Source organism: Frateuria sp. sgz306004 (assembly GCF_057750885.1).
Genome location: NZ_JBYLFE010000001.1, coordinates 94,755 through 120,497, shown reverse-complemented (window position 1 = coordinate 120,497; position 25,743 = coordinate 94,755). Strand labels below are relative to the sequence as shown.

Below are 25,743 nucleotides of genomic sequence, written 5' to 3'. Positions count from 1 at the left end.
ACCTTCCGTTCGAGGCTTCGACATGTTGCTGCACATACCCAACATACTCGCGCCCGAACAGGTGGCCGCCATGCGCACCAAGCTGGATACCGCCGAGTGGACCGACGGACGCGAAACCGTCGGCCCACAAGGCGCCAAGGTCAAACGCAACCTGCAACTGCCCGATAGCTCGCCGCTACGCGCCGAACTGGCGCGCGAAGTGCTCGGCGCCCTGTCGCAAAACCCGCTTTACCACGCGGCCACCTTGCCGCTGCGCACGCTGCCTCCGCGCTTCAATCGCTATGCGGGCGGCGGCGAATACGGCTTCCATGTGGATGGTGCGGTGATGGCGCTTGGTCAGGGCGAGCAACTGCGCAGCGACATCTCCTGCACGCTGTTCCTGGCCGAGCCGGAGGAGTACGACGGCGGCGAGCTGATCATCAGCGACACCTACGGCGAGCACGAGGTAAAGCTGCCCGCCGGCGACATCATCATTTACCCCTCCAGCAGCCTGCATCGCGTGGCGCCGGTAACGCGCGGGGCGCGTATCGCCGCGTTCTTCTGGGTGCAAAGCCTGGTGCGCGACGACAGCCAGCGTCGCCTGCTGTTCGAGCTGGACACGGCCATCCAAACCCTTACCCGCACCGGTGCCGATGCACAGGCCGTGCTGCAACTCACCGGCACGTACCACAACCTGCTCAGGCAATGGGCCGAGAGCTGAAGCCACCACGCCCCGGCCACAATCGGCAGCTTCTTGCGGCAAACCGTATGAAGTTGCCATTTATTGTTTGAACTCAGTCACTTGTCCGCGACAAGCGGCAAGGTTTCCCCGACAAACGGCCATTCCATTGGCCTAGCTGCGCTTCCACACTATTTCCGCGAGCAGCACGCACTGCACTGACGTTCCTACAGGAAAGTTCAGAGCTGGGCGCGAGCTGCCAGCGCCGGGGGCAAGGGGGCTGGACCATCTCCAGCAGCGGAAGAACGGCAGTCAAACACCACGGGGGGCACGATGCACACGCATCGCGGGCCGAACAGGGGCTTCACCATCATCGAGCTGGCGGTGGTCATCACCATCGTTGCCATTTTCCTTGCGCTGGCCATCCCCTCGTACAAGAGCGTGATGACGCAGAACCGGTTGAGCAGCGAGATCAACGATCTCAACACCGACTTGGAGATGGCGCGCTCCGCCGCCGTCAAGCAGGGCGTGCCGGTAATGATCTGCCCGTCCACCAACCCGACCAACAGCTCGCCCAGTTGCAGTGGCGCCAGCAACTGGGAAACCGGCTGGATCATCTTCACCGACATTGCCAACAACCAGACGTACGCCGCCGCCTCGGGCGATACGCTGATTCGCATCCATGCGCCGTTGCAGGCGGGCGACACGCTGGCGGGCACCGTCGGCAAGACGGCGACCGGCAGCTTCTCTGGCAGCCTCACGCAGCTGGAATTCAATCGCATGGGTGGCGTGGCGCTGGGTTCCACCAATCCCTACGCCGCACTGAGCGCGCACGACAAGGCGAGCACCACCGCATGGCGCCGCTGCGTGGTTCTCTCCGACGTGGGCACCACCAGTGTGGTCTCGCAAGTTCTAAGCCCGGGAGTTTGCCCATGAGCCGAACGTTTCATTCGCGCAGCCGTGGCTTCAGCCTGCTCGAAGTGCTGGTGGCGCTCGTGGTCATTTCGCTGGGCGCGCTCGGTATTGCCGCCATGCAGGCATCGGCCATTTCCAGCACGCACTCCTCGCAGCAGGAATCGCTGATTGCGCTGGAGGCCCGCAGCATGGCCGACGCCATGGTCGCCAACGCGGGCTATTGGGCCGCCGGCCTCGCGCCCGCCTCGCTCACGGTGACCAGCACGAGCCTCAGCGACGCCACCCTGCAGGGCTACACCACCGATTGCTCGTCCACCACCTGCAGCGCCTCGCAATTGGCCAGCTACGACGCGAAGAACTGGGGCAAGGAGCTCAACAACCAGGTACCCGGCGCCCAGGGCTTGATCACCTGCGTGGCAGGCGCTCCGGTGATCTGCAGCGTGAAGATCTCCTGGAAGCCGCTGGCCAACATCGCAGTGAACGGCGGCACGCAGAGCGCACCGGCCAGCGCATCCACTGCGACCTACACGCTCACCAACCAGCTGTGATCGCCATGACCAACATCCACAGCCAACGCGGCGTCAGCCTTATCTCCCTGATGGTGGCCATGGCCATCGGTGTGTTCCTGCTGGCTGGCCTGTTCCAGATATGGTTCCAGACGCGCCAGACTTTCAGCGCGCAGGGCCAGTTGGCGCAGCTGCAGGACAACCAGCGCATGGTGCTGACCAATATGGCGAACACCATCCAGACGGGCGGCTTCTATCCCGTCTATCTGAATTACCCCACGCCATCGGGCACCACCTACTCCACCTCGCTGTTTACCTCGGCAAGCCCAATGGTGTTGGGCCAGTATCTCTACGGCACGCACAACACCACGACCAATGCCGACACGCTGGTGGTGCGTTTCATCGCTGACAAATCATCCGCCGACAGCACCACCTTGGATTGCCTGGGCCAGAGCGAAGCCACCGGCACGCTGGTGACCAATACGTACCAGCTCACCTCGGGCCAACTGACCTGCTCCACGGATGGCACCACCTTCCTGCCGGTGATCCAGGACGCGGTAAGCACCATGGCCATTACCTATGGCGTGGACACGCTCGGTGATGGAACCGCCCTGCAATACCTCACCGCCGACAAGGTGCAGTCGCTAGGCGTGTGGTCGCGCGTGCTCTCGATAAAGATCGCGCTGACCTTCGGCAACCCGCTCTACGGCCAACCGGGCAACGCAGGCCAGAGCGCCACATTACCCACCATCACCCGCGTCGTCGCCATTACCCACTCCTGATACTGCGCTCGCTGCGCTTTCCCGAGCGCACGGCAAGGGCATCGATATGAAGCAGTCACTGCACAACACATATAACCGACAGGGCGGCTACATCATGATCGCCGCCCTGGTGATGCTGGTTGTACTCACCCTGCTCGGCATCAGCATGTATCACAGCTTTACCTCACAGGAGAGCATGGCCGCCAACTCCAAGGAGAAGGCGCGCTCGTTCCAGGTGGCGCAAAGCACGTTGCAGTACGGCGAGTACCTGCTCGCGACCACGCAGTCGTCATTGGTGCAAGGCGGCGCCTGCGCCAGCACCACGCCACTGACCGTGGCCACCATTTGCACCACCACTGTGAACATTGTTGCGGCCACTTCGTCGGCACCGATGCTGCTGGGCAACGGCCTCACCTACAGCACGATGAATCAGCCGCTCACCCTTTCCACTACGGGTGGCCAGGGCACGTACTACAAGAACCCGCAGCTCTATATCCAATACCTCGGTATCTCGCCGGATGGTGCCGGCCAGCTCTACAAGGTCACCGCGCTGGCGTACGGCGGCAACGCCAATGCCGTCAGTGTGGTGCAGAGCACGTATGAGACATCGAGCGGCATCAAGAATCTGGGAGGTCTGTGATGAAAGCGATTCGCATGGGGGGAGCCAAGATCGCTTGGGTGGCCGGACTGGTCATGCTGGAGCTGATGACAGGCGGCTCGGTGGCGCAGGCCCAATCGTCGTCCAACGTCATCCAGGACAGTTTCACGGGCACCTCGGCACAGTTGCCGTGGAAGGCCTTCAATGGTGCCTGCCTTACCGCCGGCAACAATGTGGCGGGCTCGTCCGGCGGTTTCATTCCGTCGTGCGCGGCCATCCAGCCAGCGGGCCAGTACTACAACGGCCAATCCCTGGTCGGCCTCGGCAGCAGCAGCGCCGATGCGGCTGGCAGCGGTGCGCTGCGCCTCACCAATAGCTTTAGCCAGAACGGCGCGATCATCGACACGCAGCCGTACGCCTCCAACCTGGGTATCCAGGTGACCTTTACCACCTACACCTACGGCGGCAACTCCGGTGGTACGGCCAAGGATGGTGCGGACGGTATCGGCTTCTATCTGCTTGGCGCCACCTCCAGCAACGGCGTGGCCAATACGCTGAGCAATGCCGCTGCCGTGCCCAGCATCGGTTCCTGGGGTGGCAGTCTTGGCTACAGCTGCTCCAACACCAACAGCCCCTATGACGGCATGGCCGGTGCGTACATGGGCCTGGGCATCGACGAGTTCGGCAACTTTCTGAACTCGCCCGACAACACCAGTTCGGGCGACCAGGCCGGTACGTCCAACGGTGGTAACGGCCAGCAATACCAGCCGGGCCGTATCGGCCTGCGCGCCTACGGCAACGTCAATCTGGCCGCCTTGCAGGCGTACAACCCCAACGCCACCAAGACCGACGTGCAGAACACCTGCAAGAACGGTGGCACGTATTCGTGGTCTACGTCGACCACGCAGTACAACCTTTCCTACACCTACAAGACTGGCAACAACGTCGTCACTCCTTTCCTCTCCGTGACCACCACGACAACGACAGACAACGTTAGCTGGACCAGCGCCACAAAGAATGGCAAGTCAACCAGCACGAGCAGCTGCCCGACTCAGAAGGGAACGACCAGCTCCAGCACTACGACGAGTGGCGGACCGCAGACGAACAACAACGGCACCACCACCAATTACTCTGGCGCGTTGTATCAGATGAGCACCAGCTCGCAAGCGCCCACAGCGACCACCACGAACAGCACTCTAAGCGCGAGTTACAGCAAAAGTGGGCTCGTTTGTACGGGAACTCAGGCCCAACAGGTTGTCGTGACAACGACGGAAACCGATTACACCTTCACCGCCGCTGGCAGCACCAATGCCACGCCGTCCACGTCGAACACCAGTGGCTATACCGGTACGGGCCAGATGTATGGCCTGGCCTCCGACGGCAGCTATTACCCGATCACCTTCTCCGCCCAGCCGACGACGGTGACCAACAACTTCACCCAGAGCTTTCCTGACTACGCGGCCATTCCGGGCGCGTTCGTCAACCTCGACCCCTCCACGCCCATCGCCAAGGAAACCGCGACGCAGCGCGGCCAGGCCGTACCCATCTCCTACAAGTTGCAGATCACGCAGGCGGGCTTGCTCAGTCTTTGGTACAGCTACAACGGCGGCACCTATAGCCCCGTGCTGACTGGGCAGGACATTACGCAGGCGAATGCGCCGATTCCGTCGTCGTTCCTGTTCGGCTTCGGCGGCTCCACCGGCGGCAGTAGCAACGTGCACGAGATCACCTGCTTCCAGGTGACGCCCGCCGAAACGTCGGCCAGTTCGGCCGGCCTCAATGTTCAGTCCGGCGAGGTGAAAACTGGTACCCAGGTGTACCTGGCTTCCTACCACACGAACAATTGGTGGGGTCAGCTCACGGCGCAGAACCTGGTGATCAACAACGGCATCGTCACCATCAGCTCCACGGCGAATTGGGATGCCTCATGCGTGCTCACCGGCGGCACCTGCCTGGCCACCAATGGCACCAACACCGCGCAAACGGCCAGCAACCGCGTGTTGCTGAGCTGGCAGGACTCCACCGTTGCCAAATCCACCAGCAACACCGGCATCCAGCTCACCTGGGCGAACCTCACCTCCACCGAGCAGGGCTGGCTCAACGACGATGGCAACGGCCAGAACCGTCTCGCTTATCTCACGGGTGATCGCTCCAACGAAGTGCCATCCAAGAACGCCACCAGCACGCAGATTTTCCGCGATCGCAACAGCGTACTCGGCGACATCATCGACTCCAGCCCCACCTGGGTGGGCCCGCCGTCCGCGCCCTACTCGGACACCTGGGGCGACAAGCTGTATCCCGCGCAGGTCATGCCAGAGAACTCCAGCACCGGCGTGAAGTACTCCGCGTTCGTCAAGAACTCAGGCACACGCCTCAATGTGGTGTATGACGGCGCCAACGATGGCTTCATGCACGGCTTCCGCACCGGCTCCTACGATTCCAGCGGCAACTACGTAAGCAACACCACCACGCCGAACGATGGCCAGGAGGTGCTGGCCTATATGCCGCAGGCGGTGTTGAAGAGCATCCACAACACGTCCACCGCCACGCTCGACTACTCCTCGCCCAAGTACGCCCATGCGTACTACCTGGATTCCACCCCCGGCACCGGCGACCTTTACTACAACGGCGCCTGGCATACCTGGCTGGTGAGTGGCCTGGGCCCGGGTGGCAGCGCGATCTTTGCGCTGGACATCACCGACCCCACCCAGTTCACCAACGCCAACGCCGCCAGCATTGTCATCGGCGAGTGGAGCGGTGCCACGCTGAGCTGCTCGGGCAACACCACCTGTGGCAGCAACCTGGGCCAGACCTATGGCACGCCGCAGATCCGTCGCCTGCATAACGGCGAGTGGGGCGTGATCTTCGGCAACGGCTTCAAGAGCAGCACGGGCGATGCGGGCATCTTCGTGATGACCTTTACCAACAAGGGCGTGCTGGACACCGTGTATTACCTGAGCACCGGCGTCGGCTCCTCGTCCAACCCGAACGGCATTGCCTATGTCACGCCGGTGGATTTGGACGGCGACCACATTACCGACTTGGTCTATGCGGGCGACGTGTACGGCAATGTCTGGCGCTTCGACCTGACCGATGCCACGGCCACCAACTGGGCGGTGTCCAAGTACGGCAACACGTCGGCCACACCGCTGTTCACCACCCAGACCACCACTACCAAGGCAGTGACAAGCGGCGGTAGCACCACGACCACGTCGTCCAGCAGCAGCCTGTCGCTTTCGGCGCAGCCGGGCACCGTGGTGGGTTCCAACACGGTCACCAGCGGCTCCACCACCACGACCACCACCATCACCAACCAGCCGATCACGACTCAGTTGACGGTAGTGTCCGTGTCGCCGTCGGCCACGGGCCAACCGCGCGTGCTGGTCGAGTTCGGCACGGGCTCGGTGATTCCGCAGTCGACCACGTCGGATATCCAATACTCCCCCGGCCAGCAGGCGCTCTACGGTGTATGGGATTGGTACCTGGGCCAGTCCGGCACGGCGGGTGCCCAGTACGCCACGCTCATCGGTAACTCGTCGCAACCCACCACCACCATTGCCTTCAGTCAGCTTCAGCAGCAATCGGTGACGGGCACGTTCAGCGCGGCGCAATCGGGTATCGGCCAGGGTGCGCGCACCATCAGCAACAACACCATCTGCTTCGTGGGCACCACCTGCACCAGCGTGAACGCACAGGGCAAGGTCACCAGCGCTGCCGGCACCATGCTCGGCTGGTACATGAACCTGCCTGGCTACAACGGCGTGAGCGGCGTGGGTGGCAACAACCAGACGGAACAGGTGATCTACAGCCCGATCGAAACGGACGGCTCGTTCATCGTGAACACGGTGGTGCCAGCCAACAACTCGCCGCTGACCTGCACGGTGCAAAGTGCGCAGGGCTGGACGATGGCCTTGAACCCGGCCTCGGGCGGTGCGTTCCAGAACTCGTTCTTTGCCGATGCCAACGGCAACTTCGTCAACATCAACGGCGCGCCGATCAGCGGTATCGCGTTGAACGCCACGGGTAGCCCGTCGGTGGTGACGGCGAACAAGCTGCCCTACCTGGTGACCCAGACGGTCAGCGGCGCGGGTGCGGTCAACCAGATCAACCCGCCGGGCTCGCTCTACAACAAGCGCCTGACGTGGCTGCAAGTCCACTAAGCGGGGGAGGAACCATGTCGAACGCCTTGAAGCCAGACAGCACCTCGCGGCAGGACACGGCGGAAAGCCGCCGCCCCGCCGCGCGTGCCATCAACGGCACTCGCACGCGCGGCTTTACCCTGGTGGAGCTGATGATCGTGGTGGCGGTGGTGGCCATCATCACGGCCATCGCCTTTCCGCAGTATCAGTCGCAGGTACGCAAATCCCGCCGCACCGCCGCCAAAACGGCCTTGCTCGACGTGGCCAGTCGCGAGGAGAAGTACTACGCCACGCAGAACACTTACACCGGCCTTGCCAACCTCGCCTATGCCAGCAGCGTCGTGCAGGTGCCCAGCGCCTCGCAGGATTACTACAACGTGACGGTGACGGTGGGCACGCCGACCAATGGCTATACCGCAACGGCCACGCCCCAGGGCGACCAGACCAAGGACGGCTGCGGTAGTTATTCCCTCACCAATCTGGGCGTGCAATCGGTGAGCGGCACAGCCAGCAGTTGCTGGTAATCGCGTGACCGCGGCTTCACGCCCGCATGCCGGGCGTGAAGGTGCCACAGGGCTCCGATCGGGCGCGTTCGCACCCGGGCATGGTCATCTTGGGCTGGGCAGCGGATAATTCGCGACCTGTATTCCCAGCTCCAAGTCACAGAATGTTCGTACCCGGTCAACGTTGGATCTCCACGGCCGAGCCTGAGCTCGGCCTCGGCACCGTGCTTCGCGTCGAAGGACGCGGTGTGCAAGTGCTGTTCGCCAAGGCAGGCGTGCTGCGCCCTTATGCGGTCGACTCCGCGCCACTGGTTCGCGCGGAATTCCGCCCCGGCCAACGCGTGGCGGGCAAGGGCATCGCTTTCCTGGTCGAACGCGTGGAAGTGCGCGAAGACCTGCTGATCTACCGCGGCGAAGGCCGCGAGCTGGAAGAAGGTCAGCTCGACGACGAACAGAGCGTGAGCCAGGCCGACGACCGCCTGATCGGCGGCCGCACCGACCCCGTCGCTCATTTCGAACTGCGCGTGGAAGGCCTCAAGCGCCGCGCCGAGGCCCGCCGTTCGCCCGCCTGGGGCCTGGGTGCCTCCCGCATCGGCCTGGTGCCGCACCAGTTGCGCGTGGCCGGCATTGCCTCGGCCCGCCGCCCGCCCCGCGTGCTGCTGGCCGACGAAGTGGGCCTGGGCAAGACCATCGAGGCGGGCATGATCATCGCCCGCCAGCTCGCCACCGGCCGCGCCCAGCGCGTGCTGGTGCTGCTGCCCGACACCCTGGTGTACCAGTGGTTCGTGGAGCTGCTGCGCCGCTTCAACCTGAGCTTCGCCATCTACGACGAGGAACGCTGCGAGGCGCTGGACATACCCGGCGACGGTAGCAACCCGTTCGAAGACGAACAGTTGGTGATCGCCGATTTCTCCTTCCTGGAGCAATCGCCCAAGCGCGCCCAGCAACTGCTGGAGGCGCCCTGGGACCTGCTGGTGGTGGACGAAGCCCATCACCTGGCCTGGACGCCTGAGGCCGCCAGCCCGCGCTACACCCTGGTGGAGCGCCTGGCCGAGGCCACGCCCGGTGTGATCCTGCTTACCGCTACCCCTGAGCAACTTGGCCGCAGCGGCCACTTTGCCCGCCTGCGCCTGCTCGATCCGCAGCGCTATCACGACCTGGATATCTATCTGTCCGAGTCGGACCGCTTCCACAGCCTCTCCAAAGTCGCTGACCGCCTGCTCGAAGGCCAGTCGTTGGACGACGCCCAGCGCGCCGCCCTGCAAGAAGCCTTTGCCGGCGATCCGGCATTGCTCGAACGCCTGACCGATACCGCCAAGCCCGAGAACGCGCGCGACATACTGGCCGCGCTGATCGATCGCCACGGCACCGGTCGCGCCATGTTCCGCAACCGTCGCGCCAGTATCGGCGGCTTCCCCAAGCGTGTGCCGCAGTGGCAGTTGATCGATGCCAACACGCTCAGCGACGACGGTCGCCAGGCCCTGCTGGCCGAGTTCCACGCGGATATCCAGCAGCCCTCGCCCGCCATCGAAATCGACTACGCCAACGACCCGCGCATCGACGCCCTGGTCACCCTGCTCGATGCGCACCCGCAGGACAAGTTCCTGTTGATCTGCCGTAGCCAGGCAAAAGTACTGGCGTTGGAAGAAGCGCTGCGCACCAAGAGCGGCGTGGGCGTGGCCCGCTTCCACGAAGGGCTGGGCATCGTGCAGCGCGACCGCAATGCGGCGTACTTCGCGCAGCCTGATGGCGCGCGCCTGCTTATCTGCTCGGAAATCGGCTCCGAAGGCCGCAACTTCCAGTTCGCGCACCGCCTGGTGCTGTGGGATCTGCCGCTGGATCCGGACCTGCTGGAGCAACGCATCGGCCGTCTGGACCGCATCGGCCAGAAGCACGACATCAGCATCCACATCCTCGCCGTCACCGACAGCGCCCAGCACGTGCTGGCCCGCTGGTACGACGAAGGCGTGGACGCCTTCCGCTCCAGCCCGGCCGACGGCCGCGAATTGCTTCGTCGCTTTGGCGAGGCGCTCGCTCGCCTGGCCGATGAGCACGCCCGCGGCGACGACAACCGCGACCAGGAGCTGGACGTACTGCTCGCCGAAACGCGCGCCAGCCACGAGGAAATGGCCGCGCTGATCCGCGATGGCCGCGACCACTTGCTCGAACTGGCCGCCAGCCGCGACCTGCATGCGGATGAACTGCAGCAGGCCTTTATCCGCGAAGACAACGACCCGGGTCGCGACCAGTTCATCCAGGGCTTGCTCGAACGCTTCGGCATCCACGCCGAGGAGCTGGGCGGCAAGGTGATCCTGCTCGACCCGCAATACCTCTCCACCGACGCGCTGCCCGGCTTCGCCGAAGGCCCGGTGTCGGTCACATTCGCGCGCGACGTGGCGCTGGCGCGCGAAGACCTGCCCCTGCTGCGACTGGATCACCCGATGGTGCAGGGCGCACTCGACCTCACGCTGTCCAACGAACAGGGCAACGCCGCCTTCCTGGTGGACGACACCTTGCCGCCGCGCAGCGCACTGCTGCAGGCCGTGTTCCTGCTGGAGTGCGTGGCCGACCGCAAGCTCGATGCCGAACGCTTCCTGCCTACGCAGCCGATCGTGGTCACCATCGACACGCGCTTGGCCGAGCGTGCGGATTTCCGCCCCAGCGACCTCGCCTTGCGCAAGGCCGCCGATCGCACCATCGAAGTGCCGCGCTACCGCAAGTTCCTCTCCAAGCTCGTGCCGCCGATGCTGGAAAAGGCCGAAACCATCGCCAGCGAGCGCGCCCAAACCAACATTGTCGATGCCGTGGCGCTGGCCACCGACACCCTGGATGGCGAGCTTGCCCGCCTGTTCGCCCTGCGCGCGGTGAATCCCGCCATCAGCGACAAGGAAATCGGCACCATGACCGATGAGCGCACCGCACTGCTCAAGGCACTGCCCGAAGCGCGCGTGCGTTTGGACGCGGTGCGCTTCGTCGTAAGCCCGGATTTCCTGGCGCTGCGATAACAACCATGGCCGGGGTGCCAGCACCCCGGCGTCATCACGCACGGAACGCCATGATGACCGACTCCCCTCAGGAAACCCTGCGCTGCGACTGCGGCGCCGTCGTCATGCAGCTAAGCGGCGAACCCGTCGCGCGCGCCATCTGTCATTGCCACGCCTGCCGCGATCTCTACGGCTCCATGCTCCTGGCTGCCACTGCATGGCAGCCGGAGCAGCTTGTGCATCTCGGCGACCCGACCGCCTTGCTCGACTACGCACACCCCACGCGAGACATGCGGCGAGTGAGTTGCCAATGCGCCTGGCGCCAACCATGCACCTGTTCTACGCCGCGCGCGCGATGGACGCCACCGACGCGCTACCCAAGTACCTGCAAGGCTGGGACGGCCCGCTCGCTTAAGACGTAGCCGCCGCCTCGCCCGCCACGATGCGGTGACGCACACCAAACAGCTTGTAAGCGACACTGAGCAAGGCGATCCACGCCGCGCCCACGTACAGCGCCACGCGCGTATCAGGACTCACGCCCAACATCACCACCACAAAGGCGAGAAACGCCAGGCAGATCACGCCGGTGAACGGCCACCAGCGCAAGCGGAAGCCGGAAGGCTCCTCGCCCTGCTCGCGCAGTCGGCGGCGAAAGCTGTAATGCGCCAGCAGCACCATGCTCCAGGTCCACACCGTGTTGAACGACAGGATGGACATCATCATGCCGAACACCTTGGCCGGCAGCAGGTAGTTGAGCAGCACCGCCAACAGCAGCACCGCCAGCGTGGCCAGAATCGCCCGCACCGGCACGCCGTGCTCGTTCACGTGATTGAACACCGCTGGTGCCTGCCCCTTGTCGGCCAAGCTGTAGAGCATGCGGCTACCGCTGAATGTCGTGCTGTTAAAACCCGATAGCGCCGCCGTGATCACCACGAAGTTGATCAAGCCCGCCGCCTGCGGAATGCCGAGCTTGGCGAAGGTGGTAACGAACGGGCTGCCGTGCTCGCCCAGGCCCGTCCACGGGTAGATCGCCATGATCACGAACAGCGCGCCCACGTAAAAAATAAGGATGCGCCACAGCACCGAATTCACCGCACGCGGAATGGTGCGCTCAGGGTCGGCCGCCTCGCCCGCCGCAATACCTACGGTTTCCACGCCGCCGAAGGAAAACACCACCACCGGCAGCGCCAGCACCATGCCCACCAGGCCATGCGGGAACCAACCGCCATTCGCCCACAGGTTGGACAAGCCGGTCGGCTGACCGCCATTGCCCCAGCCCACGAAAATAATGGCCAGGCCGCAGGCGATCATCGCCAGCACGGTCACCACCTTCACCAGGGTGAACCAGAACTCCATCTCGCCGTACACCTTCACGGTGAGCAGGTTCAGGCCGCCAATCATCATCACGCTGCCCAGCACCCAGATCCAGCGTGGCCAGTCGGGGAACCAGAGGTTCATGTAAGCGCCCACGGCAGTGGCCTCGGCCATGCCCACGCCCACCATCAGCAGCCAGTAGTTCCAGCCGGTGACGTAACCCGCGAACGGCCCCAGGTAGCGGCGCGCATACACGCTGAAGGAGCCGGCCACGGGATCGCGCACAGTCATCTCGCCCAGCGCGCGCATGATGATGAAGATCATCACGCCGCCCACCAGGTAGGCCAGCAACACCGAGGGGCCCGCCAGCTTGATGGCATCGGCCGAACCCAGGAACAGGCCCGCACCAATGGCCATGCCCAGCGCCATGAACGTAATGTGGCGCGGCGTAAGGCGGCGCTGAAGATGCTGTGTCATGAAAAACCGAACGTGATAGAGAGGGTGCGCTCAGCGCCAGAGCTGGCGACGCGGCTTGATCGGCAACTTGCCGCGCCAGTATTGGATAAGGATGAAGCCGCCCAGCATGCCGCCCAAATGGGCAAAGTGGGCAATGCCCGACTGCGTACCGGTCACGCCGAGCACCAGCTCATACAAGCCGTACAGCGTCACGAACAGCCAGGCGGGCATGGGAATGGGGGGAATCAGCAACATGATCCGCTCGTGCGGAAACAGCATGCCGAAGGCCAGCAGGATGCCGAACACCGCACCCGACGCGCCCAGCGTGGGGTAGAAGCCGCCCGTGAACCACCTCACCACGGCCAGTTGGGCCAGCGCCGCCATCACCAGGCACACGAAGTAGTACACGGTGAAGTTGCGCGGCCCGAACACCCGCTCGATCTGGCCGCCGAACATGTACAGGGCCAGCATGTTGGAGAACAAATGCAGCAGGCCGCCATGCATGAAGGCGTAGGTCACCAGCTGCCAGGGGCGAAAGCCCACCGCGACCACATCGCCGGCCGAAGCCTGGGCCAGTTGGTCCGCCCCCCATGGCCACAGGGCGAAATGCATTAGCAGGGTTTCGCCCATCACCTGCTGCAAAAGGTAAACGGCCACGTTGGCAATCAATAGGTTACGCGTGACGGTCGGTAGATCGAACGGCATGGCGGATGGGGTTCCAGTCAGGCAATCCGACCAAGCGTAACCGCACAGGCGGGCCACCGCCATGGACAGTCGCGACAATTTGCCACAGGCCGCCGGAAACCGCCCTGAGGCGGCCCTGCGGCGCGCCTCTTCACCCCGGGACGAACTGCTGAATGCCTGCGCACCCAACGCAACGACGGGCCATTGGTTGACATCGTCAACAACCAATGTACAAATAGACGTCCATACCGCTATTTGATGGCGACAACTCAGGTCGCTCGCAAGGGACACTCCGCATCGTGAACATCCAGCGTTTCTGCCAGGCCATCGACTCCGCACACCGCCGCATGGCGATGTGTTGCGGCTGTTGATCGCCACACCTACGCAGAAGCGCGCCGCGCGAACGCCGCGCCGACGCAGCTAGGCTCATGGCCTTTCATGGATGTCCATATGATCGTTTTGCATAACCCGACACTTGCCGCTCCATACGCACAACTGCACAGCGCGATGTGTTGGCGCGCGCACCGAATGTGTCGCATCGACTGACGCGACCCTCTTGAGCGTCCCCACGCTCATCTATTGAAGCCGCCCCTCGGCGAATTCCCAGACAGCTCCCCCGCTGTCCATACCAAGCACACTCACACCGGCCACCCTGGCCCGGCGGGCGTGCGCACAAGGACTGCCTCAAACCATGTTCAAGCCTCAACTGCTCCCGTTCGCCATGGCGGCGGCGCTGGCGGCCTCTGCCCTGCACGCCAGTGACAACACCGACACCCAGGCCAAGCAATTGGAGGCCGTGACCGTCACAGGCTCCAACATCAAGACCACCGACACGGAGGGCCCCAGCCCCGTGCAGGTGATCACCGCCGATCAGATCAAGGTGAGCGGCAAGACCACCCTGCCCGACTTTCTGCGCGCGATCTCCGCCAACACCGGCAATAGCGTCAACGAACAGCTCACCGGAAGCTTCTCCGCGGGCACGGCCGGCATGTCGCTGCGTGGCCTTGGCCAGAAGAACACGCTGATCCTGGTCGATGGCAAGCGCGTGGCCAACTACGCCACGGCCTATGAGCTGCAGGACACCTTCGTCGACCTCAACTCCCTGCCGCTGGCCGCGGTGGAGCGCATCGAAGTGCTCAAGGACGGCGCCTCCGCCGTCTATGGCTCCGACGCGATCGCCGGCGTGATCAACATCATCCTGAAGCAGAACTATCAGGGCGCCGAAGCCGGCGCGAGCTTCGGCGCGAGCACCAAAGGCACGGGCCAGACGCAGAACAACTTCCACCTGCTGCTGGGCCATGGTGACGTGAAGAAAGATGGGTACAACGTGTTCTTCGCACTCGATGGAACCCGCAGCAACCAGCTCAATGCCAGCGACGTGAGCTGGCTGCGCAACAACGATTTCCGCGACAAGCCCGGCGGCCAGCTCAACTGGGTGCCCACCAACTACTACAACAACGACCCCACGCAAGGCTTCGCCAGCGCCGTGGGCCCGGTGCAGCGCGTTCCCTATGGCGCCATCACACCCGGCAAGACGGGCGACGTATGGGCCTACAACCCGGCGCAGTACGACACGCTCATCCCGGGCGTGGAGCGCTACCACGCGGTGCTACGCGGCACGGTCAAGCTCGGTGACAACATCACCGGTTACGGCGAAGCCATGTACAGCCGCAGCCATGCCTCCTTCATCTTCGGCGCGCCGCTGGCCATCGGCAGTGGCCTGCGTGCCTGGGACAACAGCCAGCAGCGCCTGGTGAACATCGACACCACGCTGCCGGTGGGCAACCCGGCCAATCCGTACAACGTCGCCACGCCGGTCAATACCAACCTGTGGGACCTGGGCCAACGCAACAAGCGCGACCGCACGATCTTCACCCGCTTCCTGATCGGCGCAAAGGGGCGCACCGGCGCGTGGGATTGGGATCTCTCCGCGCAGCACTCCGAAAGCAGCCTCAAGGAATACGTGACGGACTTCGGCAACCGCTACGCCTTCCAGTCGCTACTGGCCAACGGCGGCTACAACCTCGCCAGCACGGGTAATTCGCAGGACATCGTCGACGCGCTGCGCCTGTCCACCATCCGCCCCGCCGTATCGCGCCTGACCACCGTGGATGCCACGGCGAGCACGCAGCTGTTCGACTTACCGGCGGGAACGGTGGGTTTTGCAGCGGGCTACCAGTTCCGCCATGAGGCGATGAACTCGCGCACGTCCGAAGCCGTGCTTTCCGGCACCGAGCTGCGCCCGGCCATCGACATCATCCAGGGCTCGCGCGACGTCAACGCTGCGTATGCCGAATTCAACGTGCCCTTGCTGAGCACACTGGAGGCCAACATCGCCGGCCGCCTCGATCACTACAGCGATTTCGGCGATGCGTTCGCCCCCAAGTTCAGCCTGCGCTACCAACCGCTGGACTGGCTGCTGCTGCGCGGCTCGTTCTCGCGCGGCTTCCGTGCGCCGTCGCTACCGGAAATCACCAACAGCACGGCCATCAGCTACAGCAGCGTGATCGATCCCTACGACCCGATCACGCCTGGGCAGCGTCGTGGTTATACGGATGTATTCACCGCCAACCCCAACCTGAAGCCCGAGCGCTCCACCAACTACAACGCAGGTTTCGTGTTGTCGCCCAGCAGCGACACCAGCCTGGCGGTGGATTACTACCATATCGTGCAGAACGGCATCATCGGCCCGGACAACGATGCGGCCCTGGTGGAACGCAAGGATCCGCGCGTGCAACGCGATGCGCAGGGTCGCATCGTCACCATCTACAACCAGTACAAGAACCAGCAAAGCCTGACCACCGACGGCGTGGACGTGGACCTGCGCCAGGTGCTGCACACGCAAGGCTATGGCGACTTCACACTCAATGGTTCGATCACGCGCCTGCTCAAGTTCAGCCAACCCCTCGTGGCAGGCGACGCACCCGTGAACGGCGCGGGCACCAACATCTTCGGTTCGTTGCCGAAGTGGCGCGGTAGCACGGGCGTGAACTGGGCGATCGGCGATTTCGCCAGCACGCTCACCTGGTACTACGTGGGCGGCTACAAGCAGAACCCGGATAACCTGCTGACGCCCGCCTACCCCGATCGCGTCAAGAGCTGGAGCACGTTCGACCTATCGGTGGCTTACACCGGACTTGCAAAGACCACGATCACGCTGGCCGTGCAGAACCTGCAGAATCGCCGCCCACCGTGGGATCCTTCGACGCCGTACTTCGACATCACCCAGGCCGATCCGCGCGGCCGCTTCGTAACACTCGGTGTCGATTACAAGTTCTGACACAACAGCATTTTCTTGCGATACCCGCATACCGAAAGCCATGGCTTTCGGTATGCGTGCCTGTCTTGATAAAGCGCTACATTGATGCGGAGAGACATGCGACTGGAAGGTATATGCGTCACCTGTGGCCGCTGGCGGTGTTGAGCGTTTTGCTCTGCGCGTGCCACCACCATCAATCGAATGCGGGTAGCGAGCGCGACGGTGATGCCAGCGCGCTGTTCGACTACAGCGATTTCTCTCCCGGAATCGTGGTGGACGATATCGGCCAGCACATGAAAGTGCTTTCTTCCGATGCGCTGCTCGGACGCGCGCCATCGGGCGAAGCCGAACGTCGCACCACGCAGTACCTGATCAAGCAGTTCACTCGCATGGGCCTGGCGCCTGGCAACGACGGAAGCTGGCTGCAAAATGTTCCTTACGTGGCGGCCAGTGTGCAGCACGCCGCGCAAGTGACGCTCGATATCACCGGGAAGAATGGCAGCACATCGCTGGCTTTTGGCCCCCAGATGGTCGTGGGCACGCTTGACGAGCATCCGCACGTAGCACTGAAGGATTCACCCTTGGTGTTCGTGGGCTACGGTGTAGAGGCGCCCGCCGAGCAATGGCATGACTATGCCCACGCCGATCTCAAAGGCAAAACGGTGATCATCCTGGTGAACGATCCCGGCTGGGCCACGCAGGATCCGCATTTCTTCAAGGGCCGCGAATACACCTATTTCGGGCGCTGGACCTACAAGTTCGAAGAAGCCGCACGACAAGGCGCTGCCGCTGCATTCATCGTGCATGACACGGCAGCCGCCGGCTATCCGTGGCGCACCGTGGCGCAGACCTGGAGCGGTGAGCGCATGGATTTGCCCGTATCCGAGGACACCGCAAGGCGCCTGCCAGTGGGCGGCTGGCTGACCACCGACGCCGCGCGCGCGTTGTTTGCGAGCGCGGGAGCCGACTTCGATGCGCTCAAGAGCCAGGCCGCACAACACGGCTTTGCGGGGGTGCCGCTGCAGGCAAGCCTAAGCGTGACGTTCGACAGCGCCATCCGACAGGGCCAATCGCACAATGTCGTCGCGCGACTGGAAGGCAAGGGACACGCCGACGAAGCCATCGTCTACTCCGCGCACTGGGATCACCTGGATGCCCCCGGCAGCCCGCCGCACGGCACGGTGGACAACGCCACCGGTGTAGCCGGATTGCTTGAGATCGCCGAGGCGTTTGCGCACCGCGCGCCCAAGCCGCATCGCAGCGTGCTGTTCATCGCCACGACGCTGGACGAATCGGGCTTGCTCGGCTCGCGCTACTACGTTGCCCACCCGCTGGTGCCGCTGGCCAAGACGGTGGCGGACATCAATCTGGATATGTTGCCGGTGAATGGCGCGGCCAGTGCGCTGTCGGTGATCGGCTTTGGGCAATCCCAGCTCGACGAATACCTCGCGGACGCCGCACACGCGCAGCGCCGTACCGTCATGCCGGACCTGACACCGGAGAAGGGTTACTTTTTCCGCTCCGATCAACTCAGTTTCGCTCGGGCGGGCGTGCCCGTGCTCTACGCACGCTCGGCCAATACCCTGCCCGATGCCGCCCCGAGCGGTGGCGATACGCCCGCATTCGAGGATCGCTTCAACCCCGACTGGGATTTGAGCGGCACCGTCGAGGATGTGCGTGCGCTGTTCATGGTGGGCAGCCGCCTCTCGGTGGAAGACAGCTACCCACAGTGGAAACCGGGAAGCGACTTTCACCGACCCGACAGCATGAAGGGGCTCTGAGAGCCCCTTCATGATCACCGCGTGGCCCGCGCCGGGCCGCACGCGTACTCAGGCAATGAACGACGCGGGTTGCAGGATCTCGATCCAGTAGCCATCGGGGTCGCGAATGAAGGCAATGTGCTTCATGCGCCCATCGGTCAGGCGCTTCTGGAACGGCACGCTCAGCGCCTCGAAACGCTCGCAGGCGACCTGCACGTCTGGCACCGACACACACAAATGACCAAAGCCGCGCGGCTCGGCGTTGCCATGGTGATACTGGAATGCCTCGTCGCGCTCGGTGCCATGGTTGTGCGTAAGCTCCAGCACGCCGGGCTGGCCCAGCACCCATTGCAAGCGCTGCTGGTCGTCGTCGGGAATCACGGCGGGGTCCGCCGCCAGCACCAGGTAGACAATCGTAAATGCAGCCTCGGCAAAATCCTGCCGATGCACCGGCGTGAAACCCAGTACACGGGTATAGAAGTCCAGCGACTTGGTCAGGTCCTTCACACGGATCATCGTGTGGTTGAAGACGAAACCGTGGGTGGCGGCCTCCGGCTTGCTCACGCCGGGCATCTGAAGCAACGTAGATAGGGACATCGGGCTCTTCCGCAAAAACGAAGTACCCAGATGGGGGCCGCCTGTGCGAGGGCAAGCCCTGTGATTCAAAGCCATAACATCACGACATTTAGAATGAAGCCATGCGCGAGCCTCGACCCACACCATCGCTGCCGGTCGCCTCGGCCAAGCACCTTTCCATCACCGATGGGTTGGTCGTGCCGCGTCTTTGGAACGGGCTGATGAGGCGACATGTTGCTCGTCGTTCCTGCTCTCGCCGGGATGACGATCAAGATCAGGCTCTCCTTTGCCTTCCACTGCACCAACGACTTTGGATTCCCGCAGGCGCGGGAATGGCCGGTCATTCGAGGTCCTCATGAGCGACGCCCCTCAGCGTGTCCTGCTTGCTGGCGCCACGGGCCTCACCGGCGGCCATCTCCTGTCGTTGCTGCTGGAAGACCCGACGGTGGCTCATGTACTGGCCCCCACCCGGCATGCACTTTCCGCGCACCCCAAACTGGAAAACCCGGTGGGCATGATCGGGCACCTGGTGGCGCAGTTGCACGGCAACATCGACACCGCGTTCTGCTGCCTGGGCACCACCATTCGCCAGGCCGGTTCGCGTGAGGCGTTCCGCATGGTGGACTACGACCTGCCGTTGTCCGTGGGGCGCCACGCACTGGCACTGGGTGCACGCCACTATCTGGTCATGAGTGCCCTGGGCGCCGATGCCGGCTCGCGCGTTTTCTACAACCGCACCAAAGGCGAGCTTGAACTGGCCCTGCAGAAGCAAGGTTGGCCACGGCTGACCATCGTGCGCCCTTCGCTCTTGCTGGGCGCACGCCAGCGGCCACGCCTTGGCGAGGTGCTCGCCGCGCCCTTCTCACGCTTCCTGCCGGGCCGGTGGCGAGGCATTGAGGCACAGACCGTGGCACGGGCACTGTGGCGCCTATCCAAGGCGCCAGGCAGCGGCTTGCGCGTGGTCGAATCGGACGAGCTGGCCGAACTGGGCGCGTAACGGCTTCGCCGCACAGGCTTCAGCTCCCACGCATCATCCCTTCGGCTAACGGCGCATAAAAAAAAGGCCGCCCCAGGGGCAGCCCTTTGACTGGCGGAGATACCGCAATCAGCTGCTGGCCAGCGCACCCGGACGCTTGGCGCCGGCAAAGCGCTGCGCCCAGTACGACTCGTCGAGGCTGTCCACGCGCACCGTCTTGCCGCGCGAGGGCGAATGAATGAACTGGCCGTTGGCAATGTAAATGCCCACGTGCGAGATGCGACCCTGACCGCGCTTGCCGGCGGTACGGAAGAACACCAGATCGCCCGGCTTCATGTCGTCGCGGCTCACCTTGAGGCCAGCGAGGAACTGCGAGGCCGAGTTGGTCGGCAGCTCCATGCCTACGGCATGCGCGAACACGTAGCGCACGAAGCCGCTGCAATCGAAACCCGTGGAAGGATCGCGGCCGCCGCGCACATAGCGAATGTCGCGCAACTGCATGGCCAGGCCGATCAGGGTCTTGCGCAGGTCGGAGGTATCGGCGGCGAGGGCGGCAACCGCGCTACCGGCAACACCGTTGCTCGGCATGCCATCGGCGTCCATGTCGTCATCCTCGCTACCCCAGCCCGCGGGCTTGGTCGCGACAGGCGCGCTGCTCGCCAGGTGGGTCGGCACGGCGGCCTGGGCCAGGCTGGCGGCCGGCGAGAACACAGCGAGCGACCCCATCAGACTGGGAGCGGCGACGGCGCTGGCGGTCGGCGTGGAGGCCTTGCCAGCGCCCGTGAGCGGTTCAGCGAAGAGCGGAAGGGAGAAGAGCGTTGCACCAGCAAGCGCAGCAGCGGCGAAGAATCGCTTCGTTGGCATGTGGGACAAATCCCTTTGCAGTTCGTGAATTGAGCCGCCGAAAGGGCTGGCGGCCGTGAGTAAGTCGTGAACTTAGCAAAGGGATCTCGATCGTTTGTTGCGATGGGGTTAACTGAACCCTGTCGTTTCAATATTTGGCACGACCTATGCATTTCAATCAAGTTATTGTTTTTATTATTGAAATATACCTGACTTGATTACTTTTTGATCAATTAATGAACCAATTATTAGATTCGGTAGCGTATGTTTCAGGCGATTCTGTGACGTACGCCAAAGATGGCCGTACCTACGCGTATGTCCGTGGCGCCCTCGGCGATGGCCAGGGGAAAGTCCCCGCTCATGCCCATGGACAGTCGTGGCAAGGCATGCCCCCGTCGCTCCTCGGCCTCTCGCAGCTCGCGCAGGCGGCGAAAGCAGGCTCGCACCTTCTCCGGGTTCTCCGACTGCACTGCCATGGTCATCAGCCCCCGCACGCGCAACGTGTCGAAGGCAGGCAAAGCGTCGAGCAACACAGGCAGTTCATCGGGCGCCACGCCTTGCTTGCTGTCTTCGGGAGAAGTCTTCACCTCCACCAGCACGTCGATGCTGCGTCCTTCCATAGCCAGGCGACGATGCAGGGCCTCGGCCAGATCGAGGCGATCCAGCGACTGCACCTCGCTGACCAGTCGCGCCACATCCTTGGCCTTGTTGGTCTGCAGGTGACCGATGACCACCCATTCGATCGGTAAGTCGGCCAACGATGCTGCCTTGCTGCGGATCTCCTGCACCTTGTTCTCGCCAAAGCGCCGCAGGCCGAGCACCGTAGCCGCTCGCACCACGTCCGGCCCAAAGGTCTTGCTTACCGGCAACAGGGAAACCTCGGATGGATCGCGCCCTGCGGCATGGCAGGCGGCGTCGATCCGCGCGCGCACCTCCGCCAGGTTGGCGGCGAGATAGGCGTAGTCGGGGGACAAATCAGTCATGGCAGGCTCAGGCAACAACGCACCGCCAGGGTGTCGTGCCGGCGTACGCCGGCACCCAGAGTCCTCGCGGCGCGATCGGGCGCTGGGCCCCGGCCCATCGGCCGGGGCGACCTCACAATGCGCTTAGGCCTTGGCGGCTTGCGCGTGATGGCGGGCGACCACGTCGGCCACCACCATCGACACCTTCTTGCCGGTGGGAATGTGCAGGAACTCGTTCGGGCCATGCGCATTGGAATGCGGGCCGAGCACACCGGTGATGAGGAACTGCGCCTTGGGGAACTTCTCGCCCAGCATGCCCATGAAGGGGATGCTGCCGCCCTCGCCCATGTACGCCGCCGGTGCGCCGAAATAGGTCTGCGAAGCATGCGCGACGGCTTCTTCCAACCACGGCGACAGCTGCGGAGCGTTCCAGCCACTGCCGTCCTTCTCCAGCTTGAAGCTGACCTTGGCGCCGTACGGCGGGTCTTTCTCCAGCAATTGCTTGACGAACTGACCGGCCTTGGCACCCGACAGGGTCGGCGGCACGCGCAGGCTGAGCTTTACCGACGTCTTGGGGCGCAGCACGTTGCCGGCGCTTTCCAGCGGCGGCATGCCGTCCACGCCGGTCACGGCCAGCTGCGGGCGCCAGGTACGGTTGAGCACCAGTTCGGTGAGATCCTCGGTAACCGGATGCATGCCTTGCACGAACGGGAACTTGTCGTACACCGCAGTGCCGAGCACCTCGGCCGACTTCTTGGCCTGCTCGATGCGCTGCGCCGGAATATCGACGTACAGCTCTTTCGGCTTGATCGTGCCGGTTTCCGGATCTTCCAGGCGGCTGAGCAGTTCGCGCAGGATACGGAAGCTCGAAGGCACTACGCCGGAAGCGTCACCCGAATGCACGCCCTCCTCCAACACCTGCACGGTGAGCTCGCCGCCGGTCATGCCGCGCAGCGAGGTGGTGAGCCACATCTGGTCGTAGTTGCCGCAACCGGAATCCAGACACACCACCAGCGACGGATTGCCGATGCGGTCAGCCAGGTGATCCACGTAGTACGGCAGGTCGTAGCTGCCCGATTCTTCGCAAGCCTCGATCAGCACCACGCAGCGCGCGTGCGGAACGCCTTGCTCGCGCAGCGCGAGCAGCGCAGCGAGCGAACCGAAGATGGCGTAGCCATCATCGGCGCCACCACGACCGTAGAGCTTGTCGCCCTTGAGTACCGGCGTCCACGGGCCCAGGCCTTCGGCCCAGCCCGTCATTTCCGGCTGCTTGTCGAGATGGCCGTACAGCACGACGGTGTCATCGCCCGTGCCCGGCACTTCGATATAGATGAGCGGCGTGCGGCCTTCCAGGCGCACCACCTCCAACGTCGCACCCGGCAGGGCGGGCAGCTTTCCGCGCGCCCAGGTCTCCATCAGCTTGACCGCCGCATCCATGTAGCCGTGCTCCACCCACTTGGGATCGAACATAGGCGACTTGTTGGGAATGCGGATGTATTCCATCAGCTGCGGCACGATCTCGTCGTCCCAAAGGCCGCTGATGAAACGGCTGAGGCGAGCGGTATCCATGAGGCGACTCCTACAACGGTGGGAAAGGCGGAATTGTATCAGCGCCGGCCGGGCGCCCGCCTCAGCCGACAGGGCTTGCGCCTTTGGCAGAGCCAACGTGCGCAGCAACCCTACCTGCTAGCACCCCCGCCACCGACTGTCGCGAGCCGCGCACCCGCGCACAGTCGCCGTGCGGACGCAGCCGCGCCGCATCCACGATCTGTTGGGAGGCTCTTTATGCGCAATACCTTCGCGATTCTGCTGCTCGCCCTCTCCATGCTCCTGCCCGCCTGGGCGTCCACCCCGGTGAACATCAACACGGCCGACGCCGCCACCATCGCCCACGCGCTGGATGGCGTGGGCCCCAGCAAGGCGGCCGCCATCGTCGCGTGGCGCGAGGCCAATGGTCCGTTCAAAAACGTGGAGGACCTCGGCCAGGTCAAGGGCATTGGCCCGGCCACGCTGGAGCGCAATCGCACCGCGATTCTGCTGAGCGATGCGGGAGCCGAGGCCAAGCCGCATGCCGCACCAGCCGCCGCGCCAGCCAAGCCCAAGGCCAAGCCCGCCAGCGCACCGGCCAAGCACGAATAATCAAACCCGTCAGAGACTTGCGTTTAGTAAAGCATCCGACCGGGGTCTGGCAACCCCGGCCGGATGGGCCTACACTCGGCCGCCTTGCCGGGTGTTAGGGCTGCCATGATCGTTCCGCGTTACCGCATCGCCGCATCGAAAATCGTCGGCGCGGGCCAGGGGCTATTTCTCGAAGAGAGCGTTGACGCGGGACACATCGTGACCGCGCCTGACGCCATTGAGCGCACCTACCGCTATGACGAACTGATGGGCTCGCCCGAGCTCTCTCAGCAACTCTATGCGAGCGCACGCTGGTTCGAGGATCGCTACACCGTTTCGCCGGATTGGCCGGACGAGTGCTACATCAATCACAGCTTCGATCCGACCGGTCTATGGCACCTGGGTTTCGTGTTCGCCACACGCGACCTGCCTGCCGGCACCGAAATCACCGTGGACTACCGGCACCTTCTGCCGCCTGGTGAAGAGGAAGCGTTCGTGGATACCGCCACCGACCAAAAGATCGTCGGCCTGCCGTGGAAGGAGAGCCTGGCCCTAAGTACGCGTGCGCTGGCGACCCTGCTCGATGGCACCCGCCTTGCTTGATGAAGCCCATGATCGAGATCCCCGTCATTGAAACCGCGCGCCTTCGTCTGACGGCGCTGGCCGAGCGCCACTTCGACGACTACGCCGCCATGTTGGCCGACCCGCTGAGCACACGCTGGGTCGGCGATGGCCAGCCGCTAGACCGCACCAACGCGTGGCGCTCGCTCGCCATGCTGATCGGCCACTGGCAACTGCGTGGCTACGGCATGTGGGCTCTGGAGCTGAAGGAAAACGGGCAGTTCATCGGTCGTGCCGGCCTGATGAAGCCCGAAGGCTGGCCCGACCTGGAGCTGGGCTGGATGCTCAAGCCGGAATTCCGCCACCACGGTTACGCCACCGAAGCCGGCCAGGCCGTACTGGATTTCGCCTGGCATGCCCTCAACGCACCGCGCGTGATCAGTCTGGTGAAGATTGGCAACGAAGCCTCCGACCGCGTGGCCGAACGGCTAGGCGGCGAACACATCGAAGACATGGATTTCTTCGGCGCACACAATCATGTGTTCGCCTATTACCCGCCCTGCCCGCAGCAACGCCGCGCTTTCGCATGAGCCGGCTCAGCCGCCTGCCAGCGGAACGCTTGCGCGGCCGGCCATGCCCGGAAGGTGGCGCGGTGATCACCGAGATCGCCAGCGGCCCCACCAGCGAGAGCTGGCAGTGGCTGTTGAGCATGGTCGAGGTTAGCGAGCAGATTCGCTTTCCGGCGCATACGGATATGCGGCGTCAGTTTGTGCCGCTGGACGGCCCCGTCGACATTCGCTTCGCCGATGGCCGTACGCAGCAACTGGCACGGTTTTCGATCGCCGAGTTCGACGAAAACAACGCACCGGAAACCTGCAGCGCCGCAACACCTACGCGTACCTTCAATCTCAAGCTAAGACAAGAAGCACAGGGCGAGCTGATTGCTCGCCCGCTGCGCGGCACCATGGTGCTGCTGGCGCCGCAGGGCTGGCGCTGGTTCCTCTGCTTGTTGTCCGGGCATGCGGACGTCTACACCGATCATCGTTCACAAGCGCTCGCACCCGGTGACATGATCTGGATCGACCCCATCGCCGGACACCCCGTGCGCCTGGAGGGTGCCGGCGAGCTGGTACTGGTGCGTCTGCCCAGCCACTGACCGCGTACGCGGCG

At 64.0% G+C, this 25,743-nt stretch carries 21 protein-coding genes and 1 pseudogene; 16 read left to right on the top strand and 6 right to left on the bottom strand.

Features of this window, described 5'->3' with window-relative positions; translation table 11 throughout:
• The first annotated feature begins 22 nt into the window (after positions 1-22).
• From AC3G2C_RS00515 to AC3G2C_RS00475, 9 genes and pseudogenes are all read left to right on the top strand, one after another.
• Positions 23-700, top strand: a complete 678-nt coding sequence (locus AC3G2C_RS00515) for a Fe2+-dependent dioxygenase (protein WP_488382651.1) — start codon at positions 23-25, stop codon at positions 698-700.
• Between the two features lie 291 nt (positions 701-991).
• Positions 992-1,594 (top strand): GspH/FimT family pseudopilin, encoded by a 603-nt coding sequence (locus AC3G2C_RS00510; RefSeq protein ID WP_488382650.1) that lies wholly within the window; start codon positions 992-994, stop codon positions 1,592-1,594.
• A complete protein-coding gene (pilV, locus tag AC3G2C_RS00505) occupies positions 1,591-2,121 on the top strand; it encodes a type IV pilus modification protein PilV (protein ID WP_488382649.1) in 531 nt (176 codons plus the stop codon). Before AC3G2C_RS00510 ends, pilV begins: the two co-directional genes overlap by 4 nt.
• 5 nt (positions 2,122-2,126) lie before the next feature.
• A complete protein-coding gene (locus AC3G2C_RS00500) occupies positions 2,127-2,861 on the top strand; it encodes a PilW family protein (protein WP_488382648.1) in 735 nt (244 codons plus the stop codon).
• 46 nt (positions 2,862-2,907) lie between these two features.
• Entirely contained in the window at positions 2,908-3,480 is a 573-nt protein-coding gene (locus tag AC3G2C_RS00495; protein WP_488382647.1) for a pilus assembly PilX family protein, read from the top strand.
• Positions 3,480-7,598, top strand: coding sequence for a PilC/PilY family type IV pilus protein (locus AC3G2C_RS00490; protein ID WP_488382646.1), 4,119 nt, complete (start codon positions 3,480-3,482; stop codon positions 7,596-7,598). The genes AC3G2C_RS00495 and AC3G2C_RS00490 overlap by 1 nt, the downstream gene beginning before the upstream one ends.
• Positions 7,599-7,612: 14 nt before the next feature.
• Positions 7,613-8,101 carry a type IV pilin protein gene (locus AC3G2C_RS00485; RefSeq protein ID WP_488382645.1) on the top strand — a complete coding sequence of 163 codons (489 nt, stop codon included), beginning with the start codon at positions 7,613-7,615 and terminating at the stop codon, positions 8,099-8,101.
• A 143-nt stretch (positions 8,102-8,244) separates the two neighbouring features.
• A complete protein-coding gene (rapA, locus tag AC3G2C_RS00480) occupies positions 8,245-11,085 on the top strand; it encodes an RNA polymerase-associated protein RapA (protein ID WP_488382644.1) in 2,841 nt (946 codons plus the stop codon).
• A 5-nt stretch (positions 11,086-11,090) separates the two neighbouring features.
• A pseudogene (locus AC3G2C_RS00475) lies at positions 11,091-11,318 on the top strand (GFA family protein); the annotation flags it as partial.
• Positions 11,319-11,475: 157 nt separating this feature from the next.
• On the opposite strand, the gene AC3G2C_RS00470 reads toward AC3G2C_RS00475, so the two are convergent.
• Positions 11,476-12,855: an amino acid permease gene (locus AC3G2C_RS00470; RefSeq protein WP_488382643.1), complete on the bottom strand. Its 1,380-nt coding sequence runs from the start codon at positions 12,853-12,855 to the stop codon at positions 11,476-11,478.
• A 30-nt stretch (positions 12,856-12,885) separates the two neighbouring features.
• On the bottom strand, positions 12,886-13,539 hold the full coding sequence (locus tag AC3G2C_RS00465; protein ID WP_488382642.1) for a rhomboid family intramembrane serine protease: 654 nt from the start codon (positions 13,537-13,539) through the stop codon (positions 12,886-12,888).
• Between the two features lie 670 nt (positions 13,540-14,209).
• Here AC3G2C_RS00465 and AC3G2C_RS00460 point away from each other — a divergent pair.
• Entirely contained in the window at positions 14,210-16,798 is a 2,589-nt protein-coding gene (locus tag AC3G2C_RS00460; protein WP_488382641.1) for a TonB-dependent receptor plug domain-containing protein, read from the top strand.
• A 113-nt stretch (positions 16,799-16,911) separates the two neighbouring features.
• Positions 16,912-18,558, top strand: a complete 1,647-nt coding sequence (locus AC3G2C_RS00455; protein ID WP_488382640.1) for a M28 family peptidase — start codon at positions 16,912-16,914, stop codon at positions 18,556-18,558.
• 48 nt (positions 18,559-18,606) lie between these two features.
• Here the strand turns inward: AC3G2C_RS00455 and gloA are convergent, their stop codons facing one another.
• The gene (gene gloA, locus AC3G2C_RS00450; RefSeq protein ID WP_488382639.1) at positions 18,607-19,134 is read right to left on the bottom strand and encodes a lactoylglutathione lyase; all 528 of its coding nucleotides are present in this window, start codon (positions 19,132-19,134) and stop codon (positions 18,607-18,609) included.
• Between the two features lie 334 nt (positions 19,135-19,468).
• Between gloA and AC3G2C_RS00445 the strand changes: the two genes are divergently transcribed.
• Positions 19,469-20,110 (top strand): Rossmann-fold NAD(P)-binding domain-containing protein, encoded by a 642-nt coding sequence (locus AC3G2C_RS00445; RefSeq protein ID WP_488382638.1) that lies wholly within the window; start codon positions 19,469-19,471, stop codon positions 20,108-20,110.
• Positions 20,111-20,218: 108 nt separating this feature from the next.
• On the opposite strand, the gene AC3G2C_RS00440 is transcribed toward AC3G2C_RS00445, so the two are convergent.
• The 3 genes from AC3G2C_RS00440 to AC3G2C_RS00430 all read right to left on the bottom strand — a co-directional run bounded on the left by AC3G2C_RS00440 (position 20,219) and on the right by AC3G2C_RS00430 (position 23,463).
• The gene (locus AC3G2C_RS00440) at positions 20,219-20,953 is read right to left on the bottom strand and encodes a C40 family peptidase (protein ID WP_488382637.1); all 735 of its coding nucleotides are present in this window, start codon (positions 20,951-20,953) and stop codon (positions 20,219-20,221) included.
• A 248-nt stretch (positions 20,954-21,201) separates the two neighbouring features.
• Positions 21,202-21,915 carry a YggS family pyridoxal phosphate-dependent enzyme gene (locus AC3G2C_RS00435; RefSeq protein ID WP_488382636.1) on the bottom strand — a complete coding sequence of 238 codons (714 nt, stop codon included), beginning with the start codon at positions 21,913-21,915 and terminating at the stop codon, positions 21,202-21,204.
• A 123-nt stretch (positions 21,916-22,038) separates the two neighbouring features.
• On the bottom strand, positions 22,039-23,463 hold the full coding sequence (locus AC3G2C_RS00430) for a M20 family metallopeptidase (protein WP_488382635.1): 1,425 nt from the start codon (positions 23,461-23,463) through the stop codon (positions 22,039-22,041).
• 216 nt (positions 23,464-23,679) lie between these two features.
• On the opposite strand from AC3G2C_RS00430, the gene AC3G2C_RS00425 reads away from it, so the two are divergent.
• The 4 genes from AC3G2C_RS00425 to AC3G2C_RS00410 all read left to right on the top strand — a co-directional run bounded on the left by AC3G2C_RS00425 (position 23,680) and on the right by AC3G2C_RS00410 (position 25,729).
• Positions 23,680-24,033 (top strand): ComEA family DNA-binding protein, encoded by a 354-nt coding sequence (locus AC3G2C_RS00425; RefSeq protein WP_488382634.1) that lies wholly within the window; start codon positions 23,680-23,682, stop codon positions 24,031-24,033.
• Positions 24,034-24,138: 105 nt separating this feature from the next.
• Complete coding sequence (locus AC3G2C_RS00420) at positions 24,139-24,615, top strand: SET domain-containing protein (protein ID WP_488382633.1); 477 nt, start codon at positions 24,139-24,141, stop codon at positions 24,613-24,615.
• Positions 24,616-24,623: 8 nt separating this feature from the next.
• Positions 24,624-25,163, top strand: coding sequence for a GNAT family N-acetyltransferase (locus AC3G2C_RS00415; protein WP_488382632.1), 540 nt, complete (start codon positions 24,624-24,626; stop codon positions 25,161-25,163).
• Positions 25,160-25,729 (top strand): HutD family protein, encoded by a 570-nt coding sequence (locus AC3G2C_RS00410; RefSeq protein ID WP_488382631.1) that lies wholly within the window; start codon positions 25,160-25,162, stop codon positions 25,727-25,729. Before AC3G2C_RS00415 ends, AC3G2C_RS00410 begins: the two co-directional genes overlap by 4 nt.
• Positions 25,730-25,743: the final 14 nt, after the last annotated feature.